General features: G+C 45.4%; 12 protein-coding genes and 1 pseudogene. 7 read left to right on the top strand and 6 right to left on the bottom strand.

The annotated features are described in order from the left end of the window. Positions 1–764 precede the first annotated feature (764 nt). The 6 genes from Q0600_RS09205 to bamD all read right to left on the bottom strand — a co-directional run bounded on the left by Q0600_RS09205 (position 765) and on the right by bamD (position 6558). Positions 765–1187, bottom strand: coding sequence for a Sua5/YciO/YrdC/YwlC family protein (locus tag Q0600_RS09205; RefSeq protein ID WP_298759502.1), 423 nt, complete (start codon positions 1185–1187; stop codon positions 765–767). A gap of 13 nt (positions 1188–1200) precedes the next feature. After that, positions 1201–2100 carry a DMT family transporter gene (locus Q0600_RS09210; RefSeq protein WP_298759505.1) on the bottom strand — a complete coding sequence of 300 codons (900 nt, stop codon included), beginning with the start codon at positions 2098–2100 and terminating at the stop codon, positions 1201–1203. A 289-nt stretch (positions 2101–2389) separates the two neighbouring features. Next, positions 2390–2572 carry a GyrI-like domain-containing protein gene (locus Q0600_RS09215; protein WP_298759508.1) on the bottom strand — a complete coding sequence of 61 codons (183 nt, stop codon included), beginning with the start codon at positions 2570–2572 and terminating at the stop codon, positions 2390–2392. A gap of 35 nt (positions 2573–2607) precedes the next feature. After that, the gene (locus tag Q0600_RS09220; protein WP_298759511.1) at positions 2608–3024 is read right to left on the bottom strand and encodes a GyrI-like domain-containing protein; all 417 of its coding nucleotides are present in this window, start codon (positions 3022–3024) and stop codon (positions 2608–2610) included. Between the two features lie 370 nt (positions 3025–3394). Beyond that, positions 3395–5902, bottom strand: a complete 2508-nt coding sequence (gene lon, locus Q0600_RS09225; RefSeq protein WP_298759516.1) for an endopeptidase La — start codon at positions 5900–5902, stop codon at positions 3395–3397. 8 nt (positions 5903–5910) lie between these two features. Then, entirely contained in the window at positions 5911–6558 is a 648-nt protein-coding gene (gene bamD, locus Q0600_RS09230; RefSeq protein ID WP_298759519.1) for an outer membrane protein assembly factor BamD, read from the bottom strand. A 252-nt stretch (positions 6559–6810) separates the two neighbouring features. Between bamD and Q0600_RS09235 the strand changes: the two genes are divergently transcribed. The 7 genes and pseudogenes from Q0600_RS09235 to lepA all read left to right on the top strand — a co-directional run bounded on the left by Q0600_RS09235 (position 6811) and on the right by lepA (position 18549). Continuing rightward, the gene (locus Q0600_RS09235) at positions 6811–7566 is read left to right on the top strand and encodes a type II secretion system protein (RefSeq protein ID WP_298759522.1); all 756 of its coding nucleotides are present in this window, start codon (positions 6811–6813) and stop codon (positions 7564–7566) included. 9 nt (positions 7567–7575) lie between these two features. Beyond that, positions 7576–7641, top strand: a pseudogene (locus tag Q0600_RS10595) (prepilin-type N-terminal cleavage/methylation domain-containing protein); the annotation flags it as partial. Between the two features lie 390 nt (positions 7642–8031). Next, a complete protein-coding gene (locus tag Q0600_RS09240; RefSeq protein ID WP_298759525.1) occupies positions 8032–8649 on the top strand; it encodes a hypothetical protein in 618 nt (205 codons plus the stop codon). Next, positions 8649–9182: a hypothetical protein gene (locus Q0600_RS09245; RefSeq protein WP_298759528.1), complete on the top strand. Its 534-nt coding sequence runs from the start codon at positions 8649–8651 to the stop codon at positions 9180–9182. The genes Q0600_RS09240 and Q0600_RS09245 overlap by 1 nt, the downstream gene beginning before the upstream one ends. Positions 9183–9197: 15 nt before the next feature. Continuing rightward, positions 9198–9740 (top strand): ribosome-associated translation inhibitor RaiA, encoded by a 543-nt coding sequence (raiA, locus tag Q0600_RS09250; protein ID WP_177388896.1) that lies wholly within the window; start codon positions 9198–9200, stop codon positions 9738–9740. A 276-nt stretch (positions 9741–10016) separates the two neighbouring features. Further along, a complete protein-coding gene (locus Q0600_RS09255; RefSeq protein WP_298759532.1) occupies positions 10017–16136 on the top strand; it encodes a hypothetical protein in 6120 nt (2039 codons plus the stop codon). 616 nt (positions 16137–16752) lie between these two features. Beyond that, positions 16753–18549 carry a translation elongation factor 4 gene (gene lepA, locus Q0600_RS09260; RefSeq protein WP_298759535.1) on the top strand — a complete coding sequence of 599 codons (1797 nt, stop codon included), beginning with the start codon at positions 16753–16755 and terminating at the stop codon, positions 18547–18549. Positions 18550–18638 lie beyond the last annotated feature (89 nt).

Here is an 18638-nt window from a genome sequence, read left to right on the forward strand (position 1 = left end):
CGCGGGGCGAGAGGCGGTTAAAATTTTAAAATTTGCAGCATTTGGCTTGACACACGTTGCGCGGCGGCGAAAATTTTATCGCGGATCTGTCGTCGTGGCGCAGCAATGGCGGCGGTGTGCTTGCGCTTTACGCGCAGCTTTGGCGGCTTGGGGGCGTGAGCGACGCGGACGGCTTTGCGGCGCTTGCTACGGCGGAAGTAGTAATAGCGGTGAGGTAAAGCAATAATAGTAGCGATGGGGGCGGCGATAGCGGCGATGAAAGGCGATAGTATCGGCAGCGGCGGGATTTTTGATATACAATCGGCGATGATAGAATTTTGATCGAAATTTACTCACGCGGCGATGAAATTTTAATTAAAACTATCGGTGGAAGCGGCGAAATTTTAATTGAAAGCAGGCAACATAGGTAGAGCTTCGATCAAAAACGGCGCGTAGTAGCTCTGATAAAAATCGGCAGCAATCTGCGGTAGAATTTTGCGGCTTTTTATATAATTTTTCTGCGAGTCTGCTGTGATCTTTTTTTGGATTTTTCAAAATTCCTAGCGGTCTTTGCGCGGTCTATCTGCGGCGGGATTTCACGGCTCGGCTAAATTTACAGAGCCATTTTAAATTTAGAAGGCCGTTTTAAATTGTGCAGAGGACAAAGTAGCCGAAACGAGGTATCCGGTTTTAAATTTGCAAAGCCGTTTAAATTTATAAAGTTACTTCCTGCGGCGCCTCTTTTTTAGGCGCTCTTAGTACGCGTAAATTTTTAATCGGTAGCTCTATCTAATCCGCAAAATTTTAGTTTTTGAAATTTTATATATTTTCGAGCTTGCGTTTTGGCTGAAATTTTGATCCACGACCTGATCCGCCGCAGCTTTCGCCCAGGCTTCGTCGAAGTTTTGTCCGTTTAAATTGGCGCTGCTAGAGTAAAGCCAGTCAAATTGCCTCAAAAACTCCTCGTGAGCGCACCCTTTTACGACGCGCACGGCATTGGCGTTCGGATATAAAAACGTCGTTTTTCTCGCGCGGCGCACTAAATTTTTAAATTTAGCGGGCACGCGAGCGAGGTTTTTTAGCTCGCTAAGCTTTGCCGTCGTTATGAGGCAAGGTTTGTCTGCAGGACGGCGTTTTAGCGCGTTTATCTCGCGAAAATCCTTGCTCAAAAATCCAGCCGTCGTATCGGTCTGCGCCAAATAGATCATCTCTCCTCCAAATTTACGCCTTTTTTCTATCTTTAGCCAGCAAGAATATGCACGAGATAATCAGCGTAAAGCCCGCAAAATCAAGAAACACGAACTCCGTCCCCAGCCAAAAATAGGCAAACGCCGCAGCGCTCACCGGCTCGATGCACGCTATCATGCTCGCCCTGCTAGCGCCTATTATCTTTAGCCCCGTCATGTAAAAGCTAAACGCGCATATCGTGCCAAGGATCACCACCGCGGCAAGCGCAGCAAAGCCGTCCGCGTCGCTCACGCCGCCAAGCCGCCAAACCCGCGTGTAAAGCGCAAGCGCGCCGCCGCCGATAACCATACCCCAGCCTAAATTTAACGGGACGGGGTATTTTTGATTTAGCTTCGCGGGGATGAGGCTGTAAACCACGACGCCAAGCGCGCTAATCAGGCACCAAACCAGCGCCTCCGCGCTGATAACGAGCGAGCCCAGATCGCCGTGAGTGGCGAGCAGCATGACGCCCAGCACCGCCAAGATAAGCGCGATGAGCTCGACCTTTTTGGGCGCGCGTCGCTCCAAAAAACAAACTACGGCGAGGATGAGCGCGGGCGCGGAGTACTGGATCACGGTCGCGACGGCTGCGTTTGAGAGCTCGATGCTGTAAAAATACGCATACTGCGTCATCATAAGCCCAAATACGGCATAGATGAGCAGCTGCGGCAAAAGCGCGCGATCTTTTAGCGGCGCAAGGGCTAGGCGCGGCGAGCGAACGACATAATACGCCGTCATCGCAAGCCCGGCTAGACCTAGGCGGTAGGGCACGAGCCAGTCGGCGCTAACGCCCTTTTGCGTGAACAGATACTGCCCGCAAACTCCGCTAAAGCCCCATAATACGCCGCCAAGAAGCGTGATGAAAACACCAAAAAATTCGCTCTGAGATCTCATTTGCCGCCTTAAATTTAAAGCCAAAGTATATAAGCTTATGCTTAAGCTGGGGTTAAATTTGGGGTTCTGCGGAGTTTGTCGGACAGTGTTTGCAACTAGTAGAATTTTGTAAATTTTAAAATTTGAAACAAATAAAGAGATGATAAAAATTTATGAGGCTACTTAAGAATGAAGTAAATTCTAAATTTAGCTTAACGTTCTTGATTTATGGAATAAATTTTGACATTTACGATGCGCCAAAGCTTATAATGTATTGCTTTTATATAAGTCGAATTTGGCTAAAAGGCGGCTAAATTTTTCTAATCGGCAGTCTAATTATCGTTTTGCATTTTTGCGGCACGGTTTTTCTGGGGTCGCTTAGATAGATTTCGTGATGCGCTCTTTGCTCGCCAAAGTCCTTTGCGTAGCCATTCGCGATGATAAACTCGTCTATTTTGGCTACGCTTCTGGGCTCATCATCAAAGCCGCCCACATGTAAAATTTGCGCGCAAAGCCCCTCATCTATCCTTAAAAATTCCGCCGCACTGCAGTCCAGCTTCTTTTTTGCGCAGCCTGTCGCACCGCCCAGTCAAAGCTCTCTCTCGTGATAAAATCAGGCAGCCTAATCGCGCTAATCCAGCTAAAATCGCTCTTTCGGGCGTAGTTTGCCGCTCCGTCAGCAGAGCCGCGCTGCCGCCAAAACCCCTCTAGCGGTGGCACGACGTACTCGAAAAAGCCATCGATTTTATACTCGGTTTTGTAGCTCATTTTTAGTGCGTAGCTCACGGCGTAGAACACCTCTATCGCGCGCTGATACGCGCCGCCTGATTCGTTCGGATCGCCATCGCCTCGGATGCAGACGAAATTTGCGGGCGGGACGGTTAAAATTTGCGGCGCCTGTTTAGGTGTGTAGAGTTGCTTAAACTCTTTTTTAAAATCAAACATTTTATTCCTTTCGCGAGGTAAATTTCATAAAATTTTGCGCTAAAAGCGAAGCTGAAATTTTAAACTGTCTTAAAATTTTACATCATTACACGATCGCGCGTATGCGAAATTCTACAAAATTTTACGTTCGCCGCATCGTTATAAGAAATTTTGCCGCAAGCGCGTCAATGCGCCGCTACGCAATAAAATTTCACGCCACCCTCAAACAGGATATGAAATTTACTGCAAGTATTTGAAAAATTTTAATACATGCAGATAGATTTTATGCAGGCAAAATTTCACACGGGCGAAATTTCACGCCGCTATAAATATTTTAAAATTCCGCCGAAGCGTGCGGCTAAAGCGGCCAAATTTAAAGCGCCGCTTTAAATTAAACGAGCGCCAGCTTCAGCACCTCTTCGATCCGATCTACCGGCGTTATTTTCAGATCGTTTTTGACCTCGTCGGGGATCTCCGCCAGGTCGCGCTCGTAGTTTTTGCGCGGGATCAAAACCTCGGCGATTTTGGCTTTGTGCGCCGCGATGAGCTTCTCCTTAAGCCCGCCGATCGGCAGCACCTTGCCGCTTAGCGTGATCTCGCCAGTCATCGCTAGATCGGCGCGCACCTCGCGCTCGCTTAAAATCGACGCGATCGCCGTACTCATCGTGATACCGGCGCTCGGTCCGTCCTTGGGCGTCGCGCCCTCGGGCACGTGGATATGAAGGTCAAATTTATTGTAAATCTGCTCGGAGCTTTCGGAATTCTCCTCCGCGCCTAAATTTCGCGCCGCCAAGCTTTTAGACGCGCCGCTATTTGCGCGCAATGCGGAGTTTTTGCCCGCGCGCGAGGCTTTTGCCGCGCCGCTCTCAGCGCCTTGAGCGGCTTTGAGCTTACCCTCGTCGATCAGCACCTTTACGACGCTAAAGGCGATCTGCGCGGATTCTTTCATCACGTCGCCGAGCTGGCCCGTGATCGTCATCGCGCCCTTGCCTTTGATCTTGACTGCCTCGATCTTGAGCACGTCGCCGCCTATCGCAGTCCATGCAAGCCCGTTTACGATGCCGATTTGATCGCATTTTTCAACCTCATCGATCTCGAAAACCTTTTTATTTAGGAATTCGCTTAAATTTTTCGTCGTTACGACGATTTTTTTAAATTCTTTGTCTTTTAAAATTTTAACCGCGACCTTGCGGAAGATTGCGGCGATCTGGCGGCGTAGGTTTCGCACGCCGCTTTCGCGCGTGTACTCTTCGATGATCTCGGAAAGGGCTGCCGGGTTGATCGCTACGTCGGCGGCTTTGAGCCCGTGGCGCTGCAGCTCCTGAGGGATCAGATAGTCCTTGGCGATCTGAAATTTCTCCTGCGGCGTGTATGAGCTAAGCTCGATAAATTCCATCCTATCGCGCAGCGGCGCGGGTATGAGAGATACGTCGTTTGCCGTGGCGATAAAGATGATCTTGCTAAGATCGATGTTAAAATTTAGATAGTAATCCCTAAAGCTCGAGTTTTGCTCTGGGTCTAAAATTTCAAGCAGAACTGCGGTCGGATCGCCCTTGTATGAGCTTGAAATTTTATCGATCTCATCAAGCACGATGACGGGGTTCATCTGATTTGCCTCGATAAGCCCTTGCACGATGCGGCCCGGCATCGCGCCGATATAGGTGCGGCGGTGTCCGCGTAGCTCGTTTACGTCCTCGAGCCCGCCCAAAGCGATGCGGATAAGTTTGCGCTTAAGCGCGGTCGCGATGGAGTTCGCAAGGCTCGTCTTGCCTACGCCGGGAGGGCCGTAGAAGCATAAAATCGCGCCGCCGTTTTTGCCGTCCTCTTTGCTCTTCTTGCCGCTTGTACCGCGAAGCTCCAAAAGCTGCTTTAGCGCGAAATATTCTTCGATACGCGCCTTGGGCTTTTGCAGGGAGTGGTGGTCTTTATTCAGCTGAGCGGTGACGCCCTCGATGGACATCTTGTGCTTTGCCGCTTTTTCGAACGGCACTTCGATCACCCAGTCCAGATAGCTCTGCACGAGCCCCGCATCGGCGCTGTCCGGATGGAGGCGGGCAAATTTATCGATCTGCTTTTTGATCTCTTTGTAGGCATCCTCGCCTAAATAGGGCTTTTTGGCCTCTAGTTTTTTGCGATACTCCTCGATCTCCGCGTCTCGGTCGGCATCGCCACCGAGCTCCTTTTGGATCTGCTTGAGTTGCTCTTTTAAAAAATACTCTTTGTTCGTCTTATCGATCTTGGAATGAACCTTGCTTTTGATCTCCTTTTCGAGCCTCTGCGCTTCGATCTCGTCGGAGATGTAGTTGATGAGGTTGAAAAGACGCTTTTGCAAGTTGCTCTCGGTAAAAAATGAGTAGGCTACCTGCTTTTTTAGACGCAGTGCGCTTAAAATCAGGTCGCAAACGCGCGCAGCGTCGGTGCCGTCGTCGATGGTTTTTAGTAGATCGTTCGGGAAAAAATGCGTGAGCGTGCTAAGCGTCTTAGTTTTTTCTTTCAGCACGCTTACCAGCGCGTCTAATTTCTGGTCATTGCCGCGCTCGTCGTGGATGATATCGACGGTAGCGATTAGCGGATCTTGCGAAATTTCTTTTACGATTTTACCTTTTAGCGCGCCTTGAAATAAAATTTTAACCCGACCGTCGGGAAGCGGTACGGTTCTCATCACGGAGCCCACTACGCCTGCGTTATAGATACCGCCGAAGCTTCTATCGCCGCTAAATTCCGACTTGGAGCTTACGACCATTATCATAGATTCGTTTTTGGCGGCTAGATCGAGGGCTTTTTTATTATGCTCGTCGCCGATGAAAAGGGGCGCTATCATAAACGGATATAAAAATAGCTCGTCCTCGACGATGATAGGCAGATCGCTTGGGAAGGTTGTATTTTGAATCAGTTGCATCGCTCCTCCTACTCAAAAATCGCGCGATACCAAGGCGAGCGCGGTTTGATGACGTCGGTGCCGTTTAGCGGGGATTCCTCGATGCGCTGCTCGTAAATTTTAGCCGAGCTCTCGCGGTCGGTGCGCTCATAAAGGTCTTTGATGTCGATATTTAGCTGATGCTCGGCAAGCCTGAGCTTCGTTAGCATCGTCTCGAGTAGCGGACGATACTCGCTCTGCGGATATTCAGCTATAAATTTTCGAATTTCGTCGATGCTGTTTAGCATTAGCTTTTGGTTGCGATTTGGGCGGCTAAAGGAATCGAAATTTGCTCTGATCTTTAAAAATCTTGCATATTCGATCTTTTGCGTCGTGCCGTAGAGACGGATGTATTCGTCTAGGTATTTGTTTGCTTTCTCGTAGTTTTCATCCTCCACAAAAGCCCACGCCATAATGAGTGTCATCTCCTCAAGCAGAGGCGAAGCGATATGCTCGCTAGAAAAGCTAGTGTAATGCTTCTCGGCATCCTCCATATTTGCGTTGTTGATATCTTCTAAAATTTTAGAATACCATGCCTCGGGGCTTAGGTTAAAAAGCTCGCCGTCGCCCTTGCCACTGCAGCCGCCGATAAACGCGATAAATAGGAGAGCGGATAGAATTTTACTTAGATTTGTCATAAAAAATCCTTGGAATTTATTTAGCTCGTAATTTTATAGTCTTTGAGTAAATGCAAGCTTAAATTCCGCGTTCAAATTTAAAAATGGAATTTCTTTAAAATTTTTATGCGTTCGGGCTTAAAAATCTTTGTAAACCAAAAAAATTTACGCGATAAATTCTAAATTTAAGTTTAACAATAGTATAATTAGCGCCGATAACGCAGAGTAAGTTTGCGTTTCCGTAATTTCAAAATTTTAAAGAAAGGATGTAAGATGAAAAAAGGTTTTACTCTAATTGAGCTGATCTTTACTATCGTGATTTTGGCGATTACGACGATGGCGATTCCGCGTATCGTCGCGCAGACGACAGAGCTAAATGCCCTTGCGATCAAAGAGGAGCTTGTATATAACGCTAAAGCTTTTATGTCTCGTATATCTAAAGCGCAGTGGGATAGCGCATACGCAGGAGATGCTAGCTGCGGAGGCGATACTGGCTGCATGAAAAGAATTTTATCGGTAAATCCGACGATAAAATTGCCGGATAATAGCACTATGGAAGCTAGACCGGGAATTTTAGATGAAGCTAGTAAGCGCGAGGTCAGCACTCAAGCTCCGGCTACGAAAGGGCAATTCGGCAAAGGGGATAATAGAATTTCTTTCGGCGGCGGTCGTTATAACGATGTTGATGACTACGATAAATTTACTACTCAAATGACAGTAGGCAATTTAGTAGGCTCTAGTAGTAAGGGTGATTTTATTCTTAATACTGGAATTAATGTCGACGTAGATTATGTAGCAGAGCCTTTTACTGCGGAAGATTATGCTAAGGGTACCGATATAAACGGAACCCTTAGTGATCAACCAGCCAATGGCTCCCCTACCAATATAAAGATGGTTAGGGTTGCCGCCACGGATCTAAACGATGCCGTAGCTAAAGATGGTACTGCCAAATCAGTAGTTTTAAAAGCGTTTTTATCCAATATCGGCGTCGGCGTTCAGACAGCCGTCACTAGACGATATTCCCGATAGGAGCGCGAGATGAAAAAAGGTTTCACCCTTATAGAGCTTGTATTTGTTATCGTAGTATTAGGTATCATCTCGATGTTCGGCGCTGATCTATACACAAAGATATATAAATCCTATGTTCATGTACGTGCAGTAAATCAGCTGGAAGCTAGAACACAAAATGCAATGATGCTAATAACAAATCGCTTGGAAGATAGAATAAAAAGCTCTACTATAGGCAGAGAACTTAGCTCAAACCAATTTGTGCCAATTAGCGCTTTAGATGATCCAAAATACGATATATTAGAGTGGATCGGACAAAGCGTAGAGACGAGAAATATAAATAAGAGAACTCCGGGTTGGAGTGGCTTTATGTCGATGTCTCAACTCCGAGATGACAAATGGAAAACAGGTACAGAAGATGCAGGCTACATTGGAAATACGAGAGCTACATTCAATATGGTATCCCTAGGTAGCGATTTCCCACAAGTGGCTAATATAGTTGGAAATTTAAGGGCTACGAAATACGGTAAATCGTCTACTAATACTCAAGTCGCCGTTATCTTTAGGGTCGTCACGAATGATGCTTCACCTACTAGCGTAGGTATAGGCTTTGGCTACGATAGAAAGGTCGACGTGAACGGTAGCAATCGCGTGCTGATCGCCGTAGGCACTCCTAGTGCTGCGGGTAGCGGTAGTATGGAAGGTGAGACTATCACTATAAATCAATATCCGTTGAACCCGAACAACGATAAATCACAGGAATTCTCCGAGCAATACTATATAGCTCATAGTGCCTACGCGATCGTTCCAGATTTAGGGGGTAGGGATAGTATTGTATATATGAGAGATAATGCTGGTAATGTATTAAGTAAAAATTTTGATTTGGTTTTAAAATACAACTATCGTCCGTGGAGCACCGTTAAAGATGATGCAAACTCATACAATGTTGCTAGCAGTGCGTTACTAGCCGAGGACGTGAGCTTATTTAGATTTAAAGACGATAATGGCGCCGTTGCGCTTAAACTATGTATGAGAGACGACGGCAGAAATTTCGATCCTGCAGAGCTGGATCTGAACGTTTGTAAAGCACAGGTGGTGTACTAATGAAAACTATGCGAAAAGGCTTTGCTCTAGTAGCGGCTATATTTTTTATCATCATTGTAGCGACTACCGCGATTACGGCGCTATCTATCGCGTCTATGACGGCTCGCGATGTCAATAATATCCAAGGCAGAGAGCAGGCGCTACTGCTAGCGCAGAGTGCTACGGAGCTAGCTGTCCTTGCTATGCAAAAGCACCAGTATCTAACTACCCCGCTTAAGGCAGGAGGTGCTACTGCTGCGACTAATCCTACATTAAATACGATTACTCTTGAGTATCCGTCAAATGATCCAGCTCAAAAGATGTTTGATATCACCGTGACATTCGGATATTTCGATAGACAGTTGGGTGCGCCCGGCAATCATACCGTCGCTTATAGTAATTTTGGGCAAGGCTCGTCCGAAACACTTGCAAATGGTAGTGTGGGCAGAATTCTAAGCCATGCCGCGCTTGTAGATGTAGTAGTAAAATCCAACGTAGAAGTTATGGGCAGACCGCAGATTACATATCATAGGCGTACTATTCAAAAACCATAATGCAAAGGAGAGACGATGAATTTAAATATCGTAGGTAAGCAGTTTGAGCTAACGGAAGCTATTAAAAATTATGTCGAAAACGCATTTGAGACGCTAGAAAAATATAATCTCGACATCATCTCGGGGCGTTGTGTAATTTCTGCCGACGAGAAGCAAGGCAAAAAGGGCTTCGTGGTGGATTTTTCATTAAATTTAGCGCATCAAGATACTATCGTCGTGCGCCAAAAAGATAAGGATCTCTACGCTGCCGTCGATCTCATCGTCGAGCGCGCTTCAAAAGTGCTTCGCAGATACCACGATAAGGTAAATTCTCATAAAAATCGCGACGAGATGAAACAAAACGCCGTAGATAATGCGGTCGGTGCCAATAAGCCAAATTTAAACGATGAAGTTGATGAGATCGTCCCTACCGAGCTGGATCTATATAAGCCGTTAGAGATCGATGAGGCGCTAAATAAGCTTAAAGAAAGTACCGATCAGTTCTTGGTCTTTAACGATATGGATGCTAAAATGCGCGTGCTTTATAAGCGCAAGGACGGTAAATTCGGCTTATTTTAGAATTTTAGAATTTTAGAATTTTAGAATTTTAGAATTTTAGAATTTTTAAGGCGCGGAATTCTCGCGCCTTTACTTTAATTGTTTGAGAGTTGTTGCTTATTTGTTATTATATTATTTTTAATGTAGCCCAAGATAAACAAAATCGCATTTTATAAAATCTTTCTTTTAGGAAATCTTTAAAATTTATTTATATTTGTTCCATATCCATATAAAATTTAAGCAAAAAAAATGTAAAATAATAGTCAAAAATTATGTTATTGACCGGAGGGTAGTATCATGAAAGTTAAGAGTTTTAGCTTTGCGCCCATTTTGGCGCTGTTGTTTTGTTTCGCGACGGGAGTATTCGCAGATGATAGCAGGTCGAACGTGAAGATAAATCCTGCTACCCCAATAAGCAACGAGTATCGTGACGATGGCGTGCTGGACGGAAGGAGAGGTGGTTGGACTTGGCACGAAGATCAGGGTTTGTATAATTTCACCACTATAAAAAATCGGTCTGACGAATTAAACCAAAAGCCGATAGTTAGATTCGGCGGTGCGGGCACATACGTCTTTGGAGACTACGCCGTGACCGGAAAGCCGGTGATTAGTTTAAGCTGGCCTTCTGCTTTAGGCTATGGTTACATGTGGGGAGCAAAAGGTACATACATTAAAGATGACGGCGACGGACAGTTTTATTTGAATAGTTCAAAAGCTGTTTTGAGGCTTCCTAAGGGCGTGACTAAAAACGATATAGTCTATGCGAGACTTTATTGGCAGGGAAATATATTCAGCACGACTGATTTTAACAGCAAAGCAGAATACGACAGCCTAGACGGAAAAAAAGATACCGGTTTTGCTAAGTGGTATACATGGGTGAAATTTAAAATGAAAAGCTCGAAAGGTAAAGCTAGCATAATAAAAGATGTTCAGAGAGATAGATGCGAAGGAACGGCTGCTTGGAACTTTTTGGCAAAATCTCGCAAGCCCTTACGTTTGCGTTTAAAATATGGCTGCACTAAAGATATTACCGATCTAGTCAAGGAATATTTTAAAGATTATTCCGACAGCATTGAATTTACTGTAGGAAACGTAAGAACGAGTGATGGTGAGGATCAAAGCGGTGCAGATTTTACCAATTTAGAGTTCAACAGCGTTCGTATTGGGCCGTACGGCGGATGGGGAATAATCGTAGTATATGATAAAACCGCCAACTCCAGAAGGGATTTGCTAAATAATTTACAATCTAACGATAGCGTAACGGGTCAAAAAATGACTTATAAAGAGGCCGTAGAATATAAAAATAAATATTTTAAACCAAAAAACGTAACTATTTACGGCGATTATTTTGTCGTCACCCCTTGGAAGGATGGAGGATATACGCCTATAAACATTAACGCTACCATCAGTGGATTTTATACACCTAGAAGTGGGTCCGTAAATGCAAAGCTAGGGTTTTTAGGGTTTGGTGGCGAGAGACAAATGACCTCCGACGAGTATTTTAAAGTTCAACACAAAGGAACTGCACAAATGGATTCGCTATACGGATCCAGTGGGGTTAATCAACGGTTAGCTAACGATCGCGCTAATATATACGACGGCTCTGTCGCTTTACTTATAAATGATAACGGCACCTATAAGTATAGCTATCCATACGGCACCGGTTATTTAGGTGGATTTGATCTGGACGAATTCGATATCGGTTCAAAGATGAAGAATGCGCAATCTAGTCTAAACATCTCTTTGGGTGCGGCGTATGAAGATCTCAACGGAGGTCAAGCCGATCAAAACTTCATAAGTATGATTGCTATTTCCGCCGATTTGTATGTCCCTCAAATGTGCTATCAGTATGAGGTATATAACGCCGCTAACTGGGTTAAATTCTTTGATAATGATGGTAACCGAAGAAGCGAAGAGGATGTAAAAAAACTACATGAACCTCCTGAGCAGATCAAAAACCCGGTAGTTGCGGGTGAAAATATCTATTATAGAATGAAATTTGAAAATAGATTGAATGGCGGCGATAGCGAAGATGCAGCAGGTGCGGTAGTATCGATCGACTTTGGTCAAGCCGGCGCTACCTATACCAAAGATAGCGCTACTATAAATAACGAGCTAGTCGTAAATGATCCTATCACTACCACTACAAATACCATACCTGCGGCGGCAGCCGATGAACTAGTCTATTTACGCGATGGTCAAAAGGGTGCATACGAGACTATGAAAGACGTCATAAAAGGTGGCACTCCAAACGTTACGAAGGCTATTTATAAAGATAGGCAGTTTACTGCGCTTGACGGTAATATATTGAAATTTTATATAGGTCAAGGCGCGGGAGACTTAACCCCCTCTTCAACACCAGGCGGCAGCCCTGTACCCGTAGGCGGTTTAATGCAACCGGGTAAAGCGGCATACGGCGAGTTTAATGCTACCGTAAATACGGGTGCAACCATATTGCAGGCTCCTGCCGTGACACTAAGTTATAAGATGAGCTTAGATATAGGCGGCGGTCAGCGAGTCTTCATAGAGATGGATAGCGCTTCCGAGCTTGAATTATGCGACGCGACAAAGGTTTCTAAAAGCGTTAATATCCTACCTTTAAGCGGTTTACAGGTAGTCAATAAGAATTTTAGTAAAAATGACGACGACGATAGGCTATATACTCAAATCTCCGATAAGCCTTTCGATGCGAAACTCATCTTTAGACCGGATTATGAGAGCCAATTTTGTAAGAAGTATAAGGATGATACCGGTAAATGCGAGGAATACATCGACGCAGCCGCAAATTCTCCTTACTTCAAAAAAGATCCGAATACCGGCAAGCTCGTATATATCGGTAGTGAGGCTAGAAAGCTTGAGAAATTCGACTTGAGCGGTAAATTGTATTTATCCGTTGTCAGGGCGAGAAATGCCGCTACTACCTCGGATAAAGTTGCCGATAGCGATAAGGGGAATAGCGCAGTTTACTCATGCCGATCCGTAACCGATTCCTTAAAAATTCCGTTTAAGATGAAGGACAAAACCGATTACACTATCGATAAGGAAGTGGATTTTAAAGGAAAAAGTATTTTAGAGCTAAACGATATAGAGATAGGAGATGCGTATCAGGGTCTTACATTTATGCTTAGCTATCGTCCGGATAATCAAGTTGCCTCAGGATCCGATTTAGATCAGTATATAAAAAACAAAGATTTAAATAACAGCGATCCTAAGGCTTATTATTCGGAGCTCAAGAAATGGGAGCTTAAAAAGCGATATGGATATTGCGAGACAGGTGAGAATTTTAGCTGGTGCAACACAAAACTAACTGCGGAGCAAAAGAAGGACATTTGGGAGAATAAAATACAACCGGAGCTGAAGAAGCTTGAAGATAATATAAAGGCTGCTAAAGATGAGTTCGGAATTCAAATGTCAAAAGACGGCTCGTTCCATATATGCGGTAGCGACAACTTTGTGCTTCGCCCTGCATATTTTAATGTAGATACAAAAGCGCTGAAGGATTCGGGCAAGTATAGTAAGATCGTAGATACCACTGCGAGTGGTGATATAACCAAAAAAGGTGATGGCACCAGCGTACTTAATCCTAATAATCTGCGCGTAGGCGGCGATTATACGCAAAACGCAGATATCTTGGCTCACGTAATATCGGCCAGAAGCTATAATGACAACGGCGTACCTAACTACACAGCAGAAATCGGTGGCGATCTTGGCAATCAACGTTATCATCTGCGTAAAAGCTATGGCGCGGATTCTGATGATACTCAAGATATATCAACCAAGATTCGCGGTATTCAAACCTACTTGCGTCCGTTTATATCTAATGAATGCGCGGCTAATGTCTCTACTCAATCCTATTATGTAGATAGAAAGAATGCTTCCACTACATTAAAACGTGGCGTTAAAGAAGATAGTTGTTATGGCGGTACTGCAGTGGAATATTCCGGTGCTAAATACAATGCCGAAACAGGCAAATATGAGATTGATCCGGAAGCCATCAAAAAAGGCTCTTTTGGCAAGAGCGATGATGTCTCGTGCGTATTAAATGGCACAAGCTCGAAATTTGACGCAGCATTTAGAAGAGTATGGGATAAAAACGCCGTAAGTCTATGGGCGAATTTTAACGCTAGAAATATCGTAGAAGCAGGAGGCGTTGCGAAATTTGATAGCAAAGGTCATGTTCAAGGTGCATATCTTATGACTCAGTCTAGAAAAAATCCGGTAGATAAAGATAAAAGCTATGCCGTCATCTATACTGAAACCATAGGTAAAGATGCCGATAAAATTTTTAATTACTATAATGTCGGCGATGTACTCGTAAACATCTATGATAATTCGTGGACGGATGCTTATTCCGATCAGACATACTCTAAGAAGTGGAAGAGCGCTAAATGTATCATCAATTCATCTAGCAATACTCCTAATGCTAAGGGTATGGTAGGCTGCGACGTAGGCATGAGAATTGCTGCCAACAAAGATAAAGCGATAAATGATAATATTGTATTGCGCTACCGACCGGATCGTATCAGAGTATCTCTCACAAGCCTTGATAACGGTGTGACAACCGGCGTAGGCGATAATAATATCTCTGGTGGAATATCTGCGTATACATATTTCAACGCTCCGGACATCGAAAACGATGTCGTAGTATATGCTGACGAAAATTCTAGCCAGAATTTAGCGGTGACGCATCAGATAAGTCAGCTAGCTAAGCTTAAGGTCAATGCAGTAGCGTATCTATCTGACAAAGTTTATAAGGATGTCATCGCTACGCTTTATGACGGATATAAAATGGAAATTGGCGACAAAGGTAAGGAGAAACTTCAAGCCGTGTGCGGATTTTCGAGCGATCTTGATTTTGCGCTAAATTTCGGATTTGATTGCGCTAACAATAGTACCGATGGGCGTTGCTCCACAGCTACCGCTAATAAGACCGGTGGAGCTACAAATTACGTGCCATATCCTGATAAACCTGCCGTTAAATACGAGATCCCTAGCGATACGCAGTATTTTGCTAAAGATTCTGACGTATGCTTAGGCTCTACTGGATATGATAGCAGATGCTATAAATATAACGTAAGAAGCAGTAAGGGTTCTTCTAAAACTGATGAGATGCCAGACTGGGAGGAAGCCGCTTCTAGCGGTGATGCTGGTTATGGCTTACCTATACCGCTTAAAATAGCTCTTAATTACTACTCTGATGCTTCATTAAGAGGCGGGCTTATCAATAGACCGCAAGGCGGTACAGGAATTAATTATGACTCGAAGTCAAATGAATTCAGAATTTTAGCGCAAGGATTTAGAGAAGGACAAACTCCCGACTCGACCGTGTATTTTAACTTCGCTAGGATGCATAAAACCCCTAGCACCCCGGTGCTTATCTATGCTAGTGACTTTGATATTCAAGACGGAACCGCTCTTAAGACCTTTGGAAAGTTTTGGCCATCGAAATTCGATAGCTCATACAAAGCTATCTCTGATACCGACTCTGAGGACTACAATAAAACCGATATAAAGCTGTCTAAGGAAGATTTCGATGTCTTTATTACTAGAAAGGTTAGCGAGACCAGAGCTGCAAGTAAGGCTGCTTATATAGCCGCCGCTAATTCTAATAGCAAAACTTACGCAACCGGCAAGACCGTTACAGATTTTAGCGATAATGTAGGCACTTACGCCCTATTTGTCTATGGTACATCGTACGATAAAAGTTTGGGGGCTATAGTGCAGCAAGCTACTACTGGGACTCCAATATCTGTTCCTATTTACACGCAAATCTATTGTGGTAGAACCGATAAGTGCTCGAATATGCCTGCGCCTAGCGATAGTTTGGCCTACGAGGTTCCGGTTGCGAATGTCTCGGGCAAGGTTAAAGCCTCGAATATATTTACCGTGCTAGCGGCTCAAGATCATAGCTTAACTGACTTTACGAAGTTTGTAGTAAATACGAAAGCTACTTTAAATAACATAGACGAGGAGTTTGTGAGCGACTACGATAGTCTTACTAAGGTTGGCGACGTAAATGTGGATATCAGCAGGGCCAATGTGGTAAAAAATGGCCGAGAGAATATAACCATCAGTGGCACTGCAGCAGGTCATGCTACAATACGTATCATTACTAATCCATGGCTTATTCATACTCCAGCCTTAAATGATAAGACTATGTTTACTGCAAATGATGGAGGAGCCTACTCTAAAAAGTATCCAGGCGTACGACAGTATTATAATCCTCTTCGTGTACATATAAAGCAGTCTAAACCTACGGTCTGGGGCGGTGAAGGTCAGGTTAAATCGGGCATAGCGGATGATGTAGGATCGTTCGCTGGTGGTAGCTCGTCAGACAATAGTACTAGCGATACTTCGACTAGAATTCTAGATTCTGGCGATGTTCGCGATATCTACAATCAAAAGACCGATTGGTAGTATCAGCGTTAAGCTCGTAACATAAAGGCTAGCCTTCTGGCTAGCCTTTTTTTATGGGTGGAATTTTGGTTTTCTTGGCGACAAATATTTTGGAATTTTGCTTTGCAAATTTTTGTCTGTAAATTCCATGAGATAGAATTTCTTTGAAATTTTAAATTGCGAAATTTTGCTATAAAACTTGGCGGTAAAATTTATTCATTGAGATTTGTGCGCCGTAACGGCATAGAATTGCGCGCTAATCCCAAGCGGTAGAATTTCAAAGTAAAATTTTATATGACGATCATCCTCCCGTTTATTAAAATTCTCAACCATCAGCATTGTAAGTTTCGCGTAGCGTAATCACGCAAGGCTTATTACAATTTTTTGTTACGTGAAATTTTACATTTCAATATAGCCGCAGAATTTCCGTTCGTAAATAGCGTCTAATTCTTGCCGTCAAACTCCGTTGTGGCAAAGCATGCCACTTAATAATTTTTTAAAATTCTATCGCCCGTGGCGGCTTACGAATTTTACTTCGTTGTATAAATTTTTAGTTCGTAAATATCGCCTCCTCATTTACCCATTTTTAAATGAAATTTCGGCACAATGCGGCTTAAAATTTCGTCAGGAAAGCCACTTGAAAACAAAAAATATCAGAAATTTCAGCATCATCGCGCATATCGACCACGGCAAATCCACGCTCGCAGACCGCCTGATTAGCGAGTGTAACGCCGTTGAGGCGCGCCAGATGAGCAGCCAGATCATGGATACGATGGATATCGAAAAGGAGCGCGGCATCACGATCAAGGCGCAGTCCGTGCGGCTCGAGTATGAGCTTGGCGGAGAGAAATACGTTTTAAATTTAATCGACACTCCGGGCCACGTAGATTTTAGCTATGAGGTCTCGCGCTCGCTGGCTAGCTGCGAGGGGGCGATCCTCGTCGTGGATGCGAGCCAGGGCGTGCAGGCGCAGACCATCGCAAACGTCTATATCGCGCTGCAGCACAATCTTGAAATCATCCCCGTACTTAACAAAATCGATCTGCCCGCCGCCGATCCGCAGCGCGTAAAAGAGGAGATCGAGCACGTCATCGGGCTTGATTGCAGCAGCGCGATCGAGGTCAGCGCCAAAACGGGTGCGGGTATCAAGGAGCTTTTAGAGGCGATAATCACTCGCATCCCCGCGCCCAAAACGGACGACGCTGCGCCGCTTAAGGCGCTTATCTACGACAGCTGGTTCGATAACTACCTAGGCGCGCTCGCGCTTGTTAGGCTCTACGACGGCGTGCTGAAAAAGGGCGACGAGGTCTATATCATGGGTAGCGAGAACCGCCACGAGGTGCTTGATCTGATGTATCCCAACCCGCTCGCGCCTGCCAAAACCCGCGAGCTTAGCAGCGGCGAAGTGGGCATCGTCGTGATGGGGCTAAAAAACGTCGCCGACGTGCAGGTGGGCGATACGATCACGCTTTTTAAAAAACGCGCCGCCGAGCCGGTGGGCGGATTTGAGAAGGCCAAGCCCTTCGTGTTTGCGGGCATCTATCCCGTGCAGACCGATAAATTTGAAGATCTGCGCGACGCTTTGGACAAGCTCAGCTTAAACGATAGCTCGCTTAGCTACGAGCCCGAGACGTCGCTCGCGCTAGGATTTGGCTTTCGCGTCGGGTTTTTGGGGCTACTGCATATGGAGGTCGTGAAGGAGCGGCTCGAGCGCGAGTTTGATCTCGATCTCATCGCCACGGCGCCGACCGTCACATACGCCGTGTATCTCACGGACGGCTCGTGCGTGCGGATACACAGCCCCAGCGAGCTTCCTGCGCCAAATTTCATCGAGCGCATCGAGGAGCCCTACGTCAGGGCGACCATCATCACCCCGAGCGAGTTTTTGGGCAATCTCATCAGCCTTTTAAATTTGCGCCGCGGCATCCAAACCAAGATGGATTACATCACGCCTGAGCGCGTCCTGCTTGAATACGACGTGCCGACAAACGAGATCATAATGGACTTTTACGACAAGCTCAAGTCATGCACCAAGGGATATGCGAGCTTTGATTACGAACCGATCGATTACAGGCGTGGCGATCTCGTAAAGCTCGACATCCGCGTCGCGGGCGAAGCGGTCGATGCGCTCTCGATCATCGTGCCCGCCTCAAAGGCCGAATCTAAGGGGCGCGATCTCGTCAAAGCGATGAAGGAGATCGTGCCGCGGCAGCTTTTTGAGGTCGCGATTCAAGCAAGCATCGGCAACAAGATCATCGCGCGCGAAAACGTCCGCGCCATGGGCAAAAACGTGACCGCCAAGTGCTACGGCGGCGACATCACGCGCAAGCGCAAGCTGCTCGAGAAGCAAAAAGAGGGCAAGAAGCGCATGAAAGCAATCGGTAAGGTAAATCTGCCGAGTGAGGCGTTTTTAAGCGTGCTAAAGATCGATTAAATTTAGCGCGCGGGTGATATAAATTTCATCTTTTGCCGCGCGGCCGTAAAATTTGATTTTAAATTTTGACGATCGCGCGGGCGGTTTAA

Source organism: uncultured Campylobacter sp. (genome assembly GCF_938041645.1).
Taxonomy (GTDB): domain Bacteria; phylum Campylobacterota; class Campylobacteria; order Campylobacterales; family Campylobacteraceae; genus Campylobacter_B.

Bases quoted from the DNA above. Each gene is read 5' to 3' on its own strand.
- bamD (WP_298759519.1), bottom strand. From the start codon at position 6,558: ATGACAAATCTAAGTAAAATTCTATCCGCTCTCCTATTTATCGCGTTT.
- Q0600_RS09255 (WP_298759532.1), top strand. From the start codon at position 10,017: ATGAAAGTTAAGAGTTTTAGCTTTGCGCCCATTTTGGCGCTGTTGTTT.
- Q0600_RS09210 (WP_298759505.1), bottom strand. From the start codon at position 2,100: ATGAGATCTCAGAGCGAATTTTTTGGTGTTTTCATCACGCTTCTTGGC.
- Q0600_RS09235 (WP_298759522.1), top strand. From the start codon at position 6,811: ATGAAAAAAGGTTTTACTCTAATTGAGCTGATCTTTACTATCGTGATT.
- Q0600_RS09220 (WP_298759511.1), bottom strand. From the start codon at position 3,024: ATGTTTGATTTTAAAAAAGAGTTTAAGCAACTCTACACACCTAAACAG.
- lon (WP_298759516.1), bottom strand. From the start codon at position 5,902: ATGCAACTGATTCAAAATACAACCTTCCCAAGCGATCTGCCTATCATC.
- raiA (WP_177388896.1), top strand. From the start codon at position 9,198: ATGAATTTAAATATCGTAGGTAAGCAGTTTGAGCTAACGGAAGCTATT.
- Q0600_RS09205 (WP_298759502.1), bottom strand. From the start codon at position 1,187: ATGATCTATTTGGCGCAGACCGATACGACGGCTGGATTTTTGAGCAAG.
- Q0600_RS09245 (WP_298759528.1), top strand. From the start codon at position 8,649: ATGAAAACTATGCGAAAAGGCTTTGCTCTAGTAGCGGCTATATTTTTT.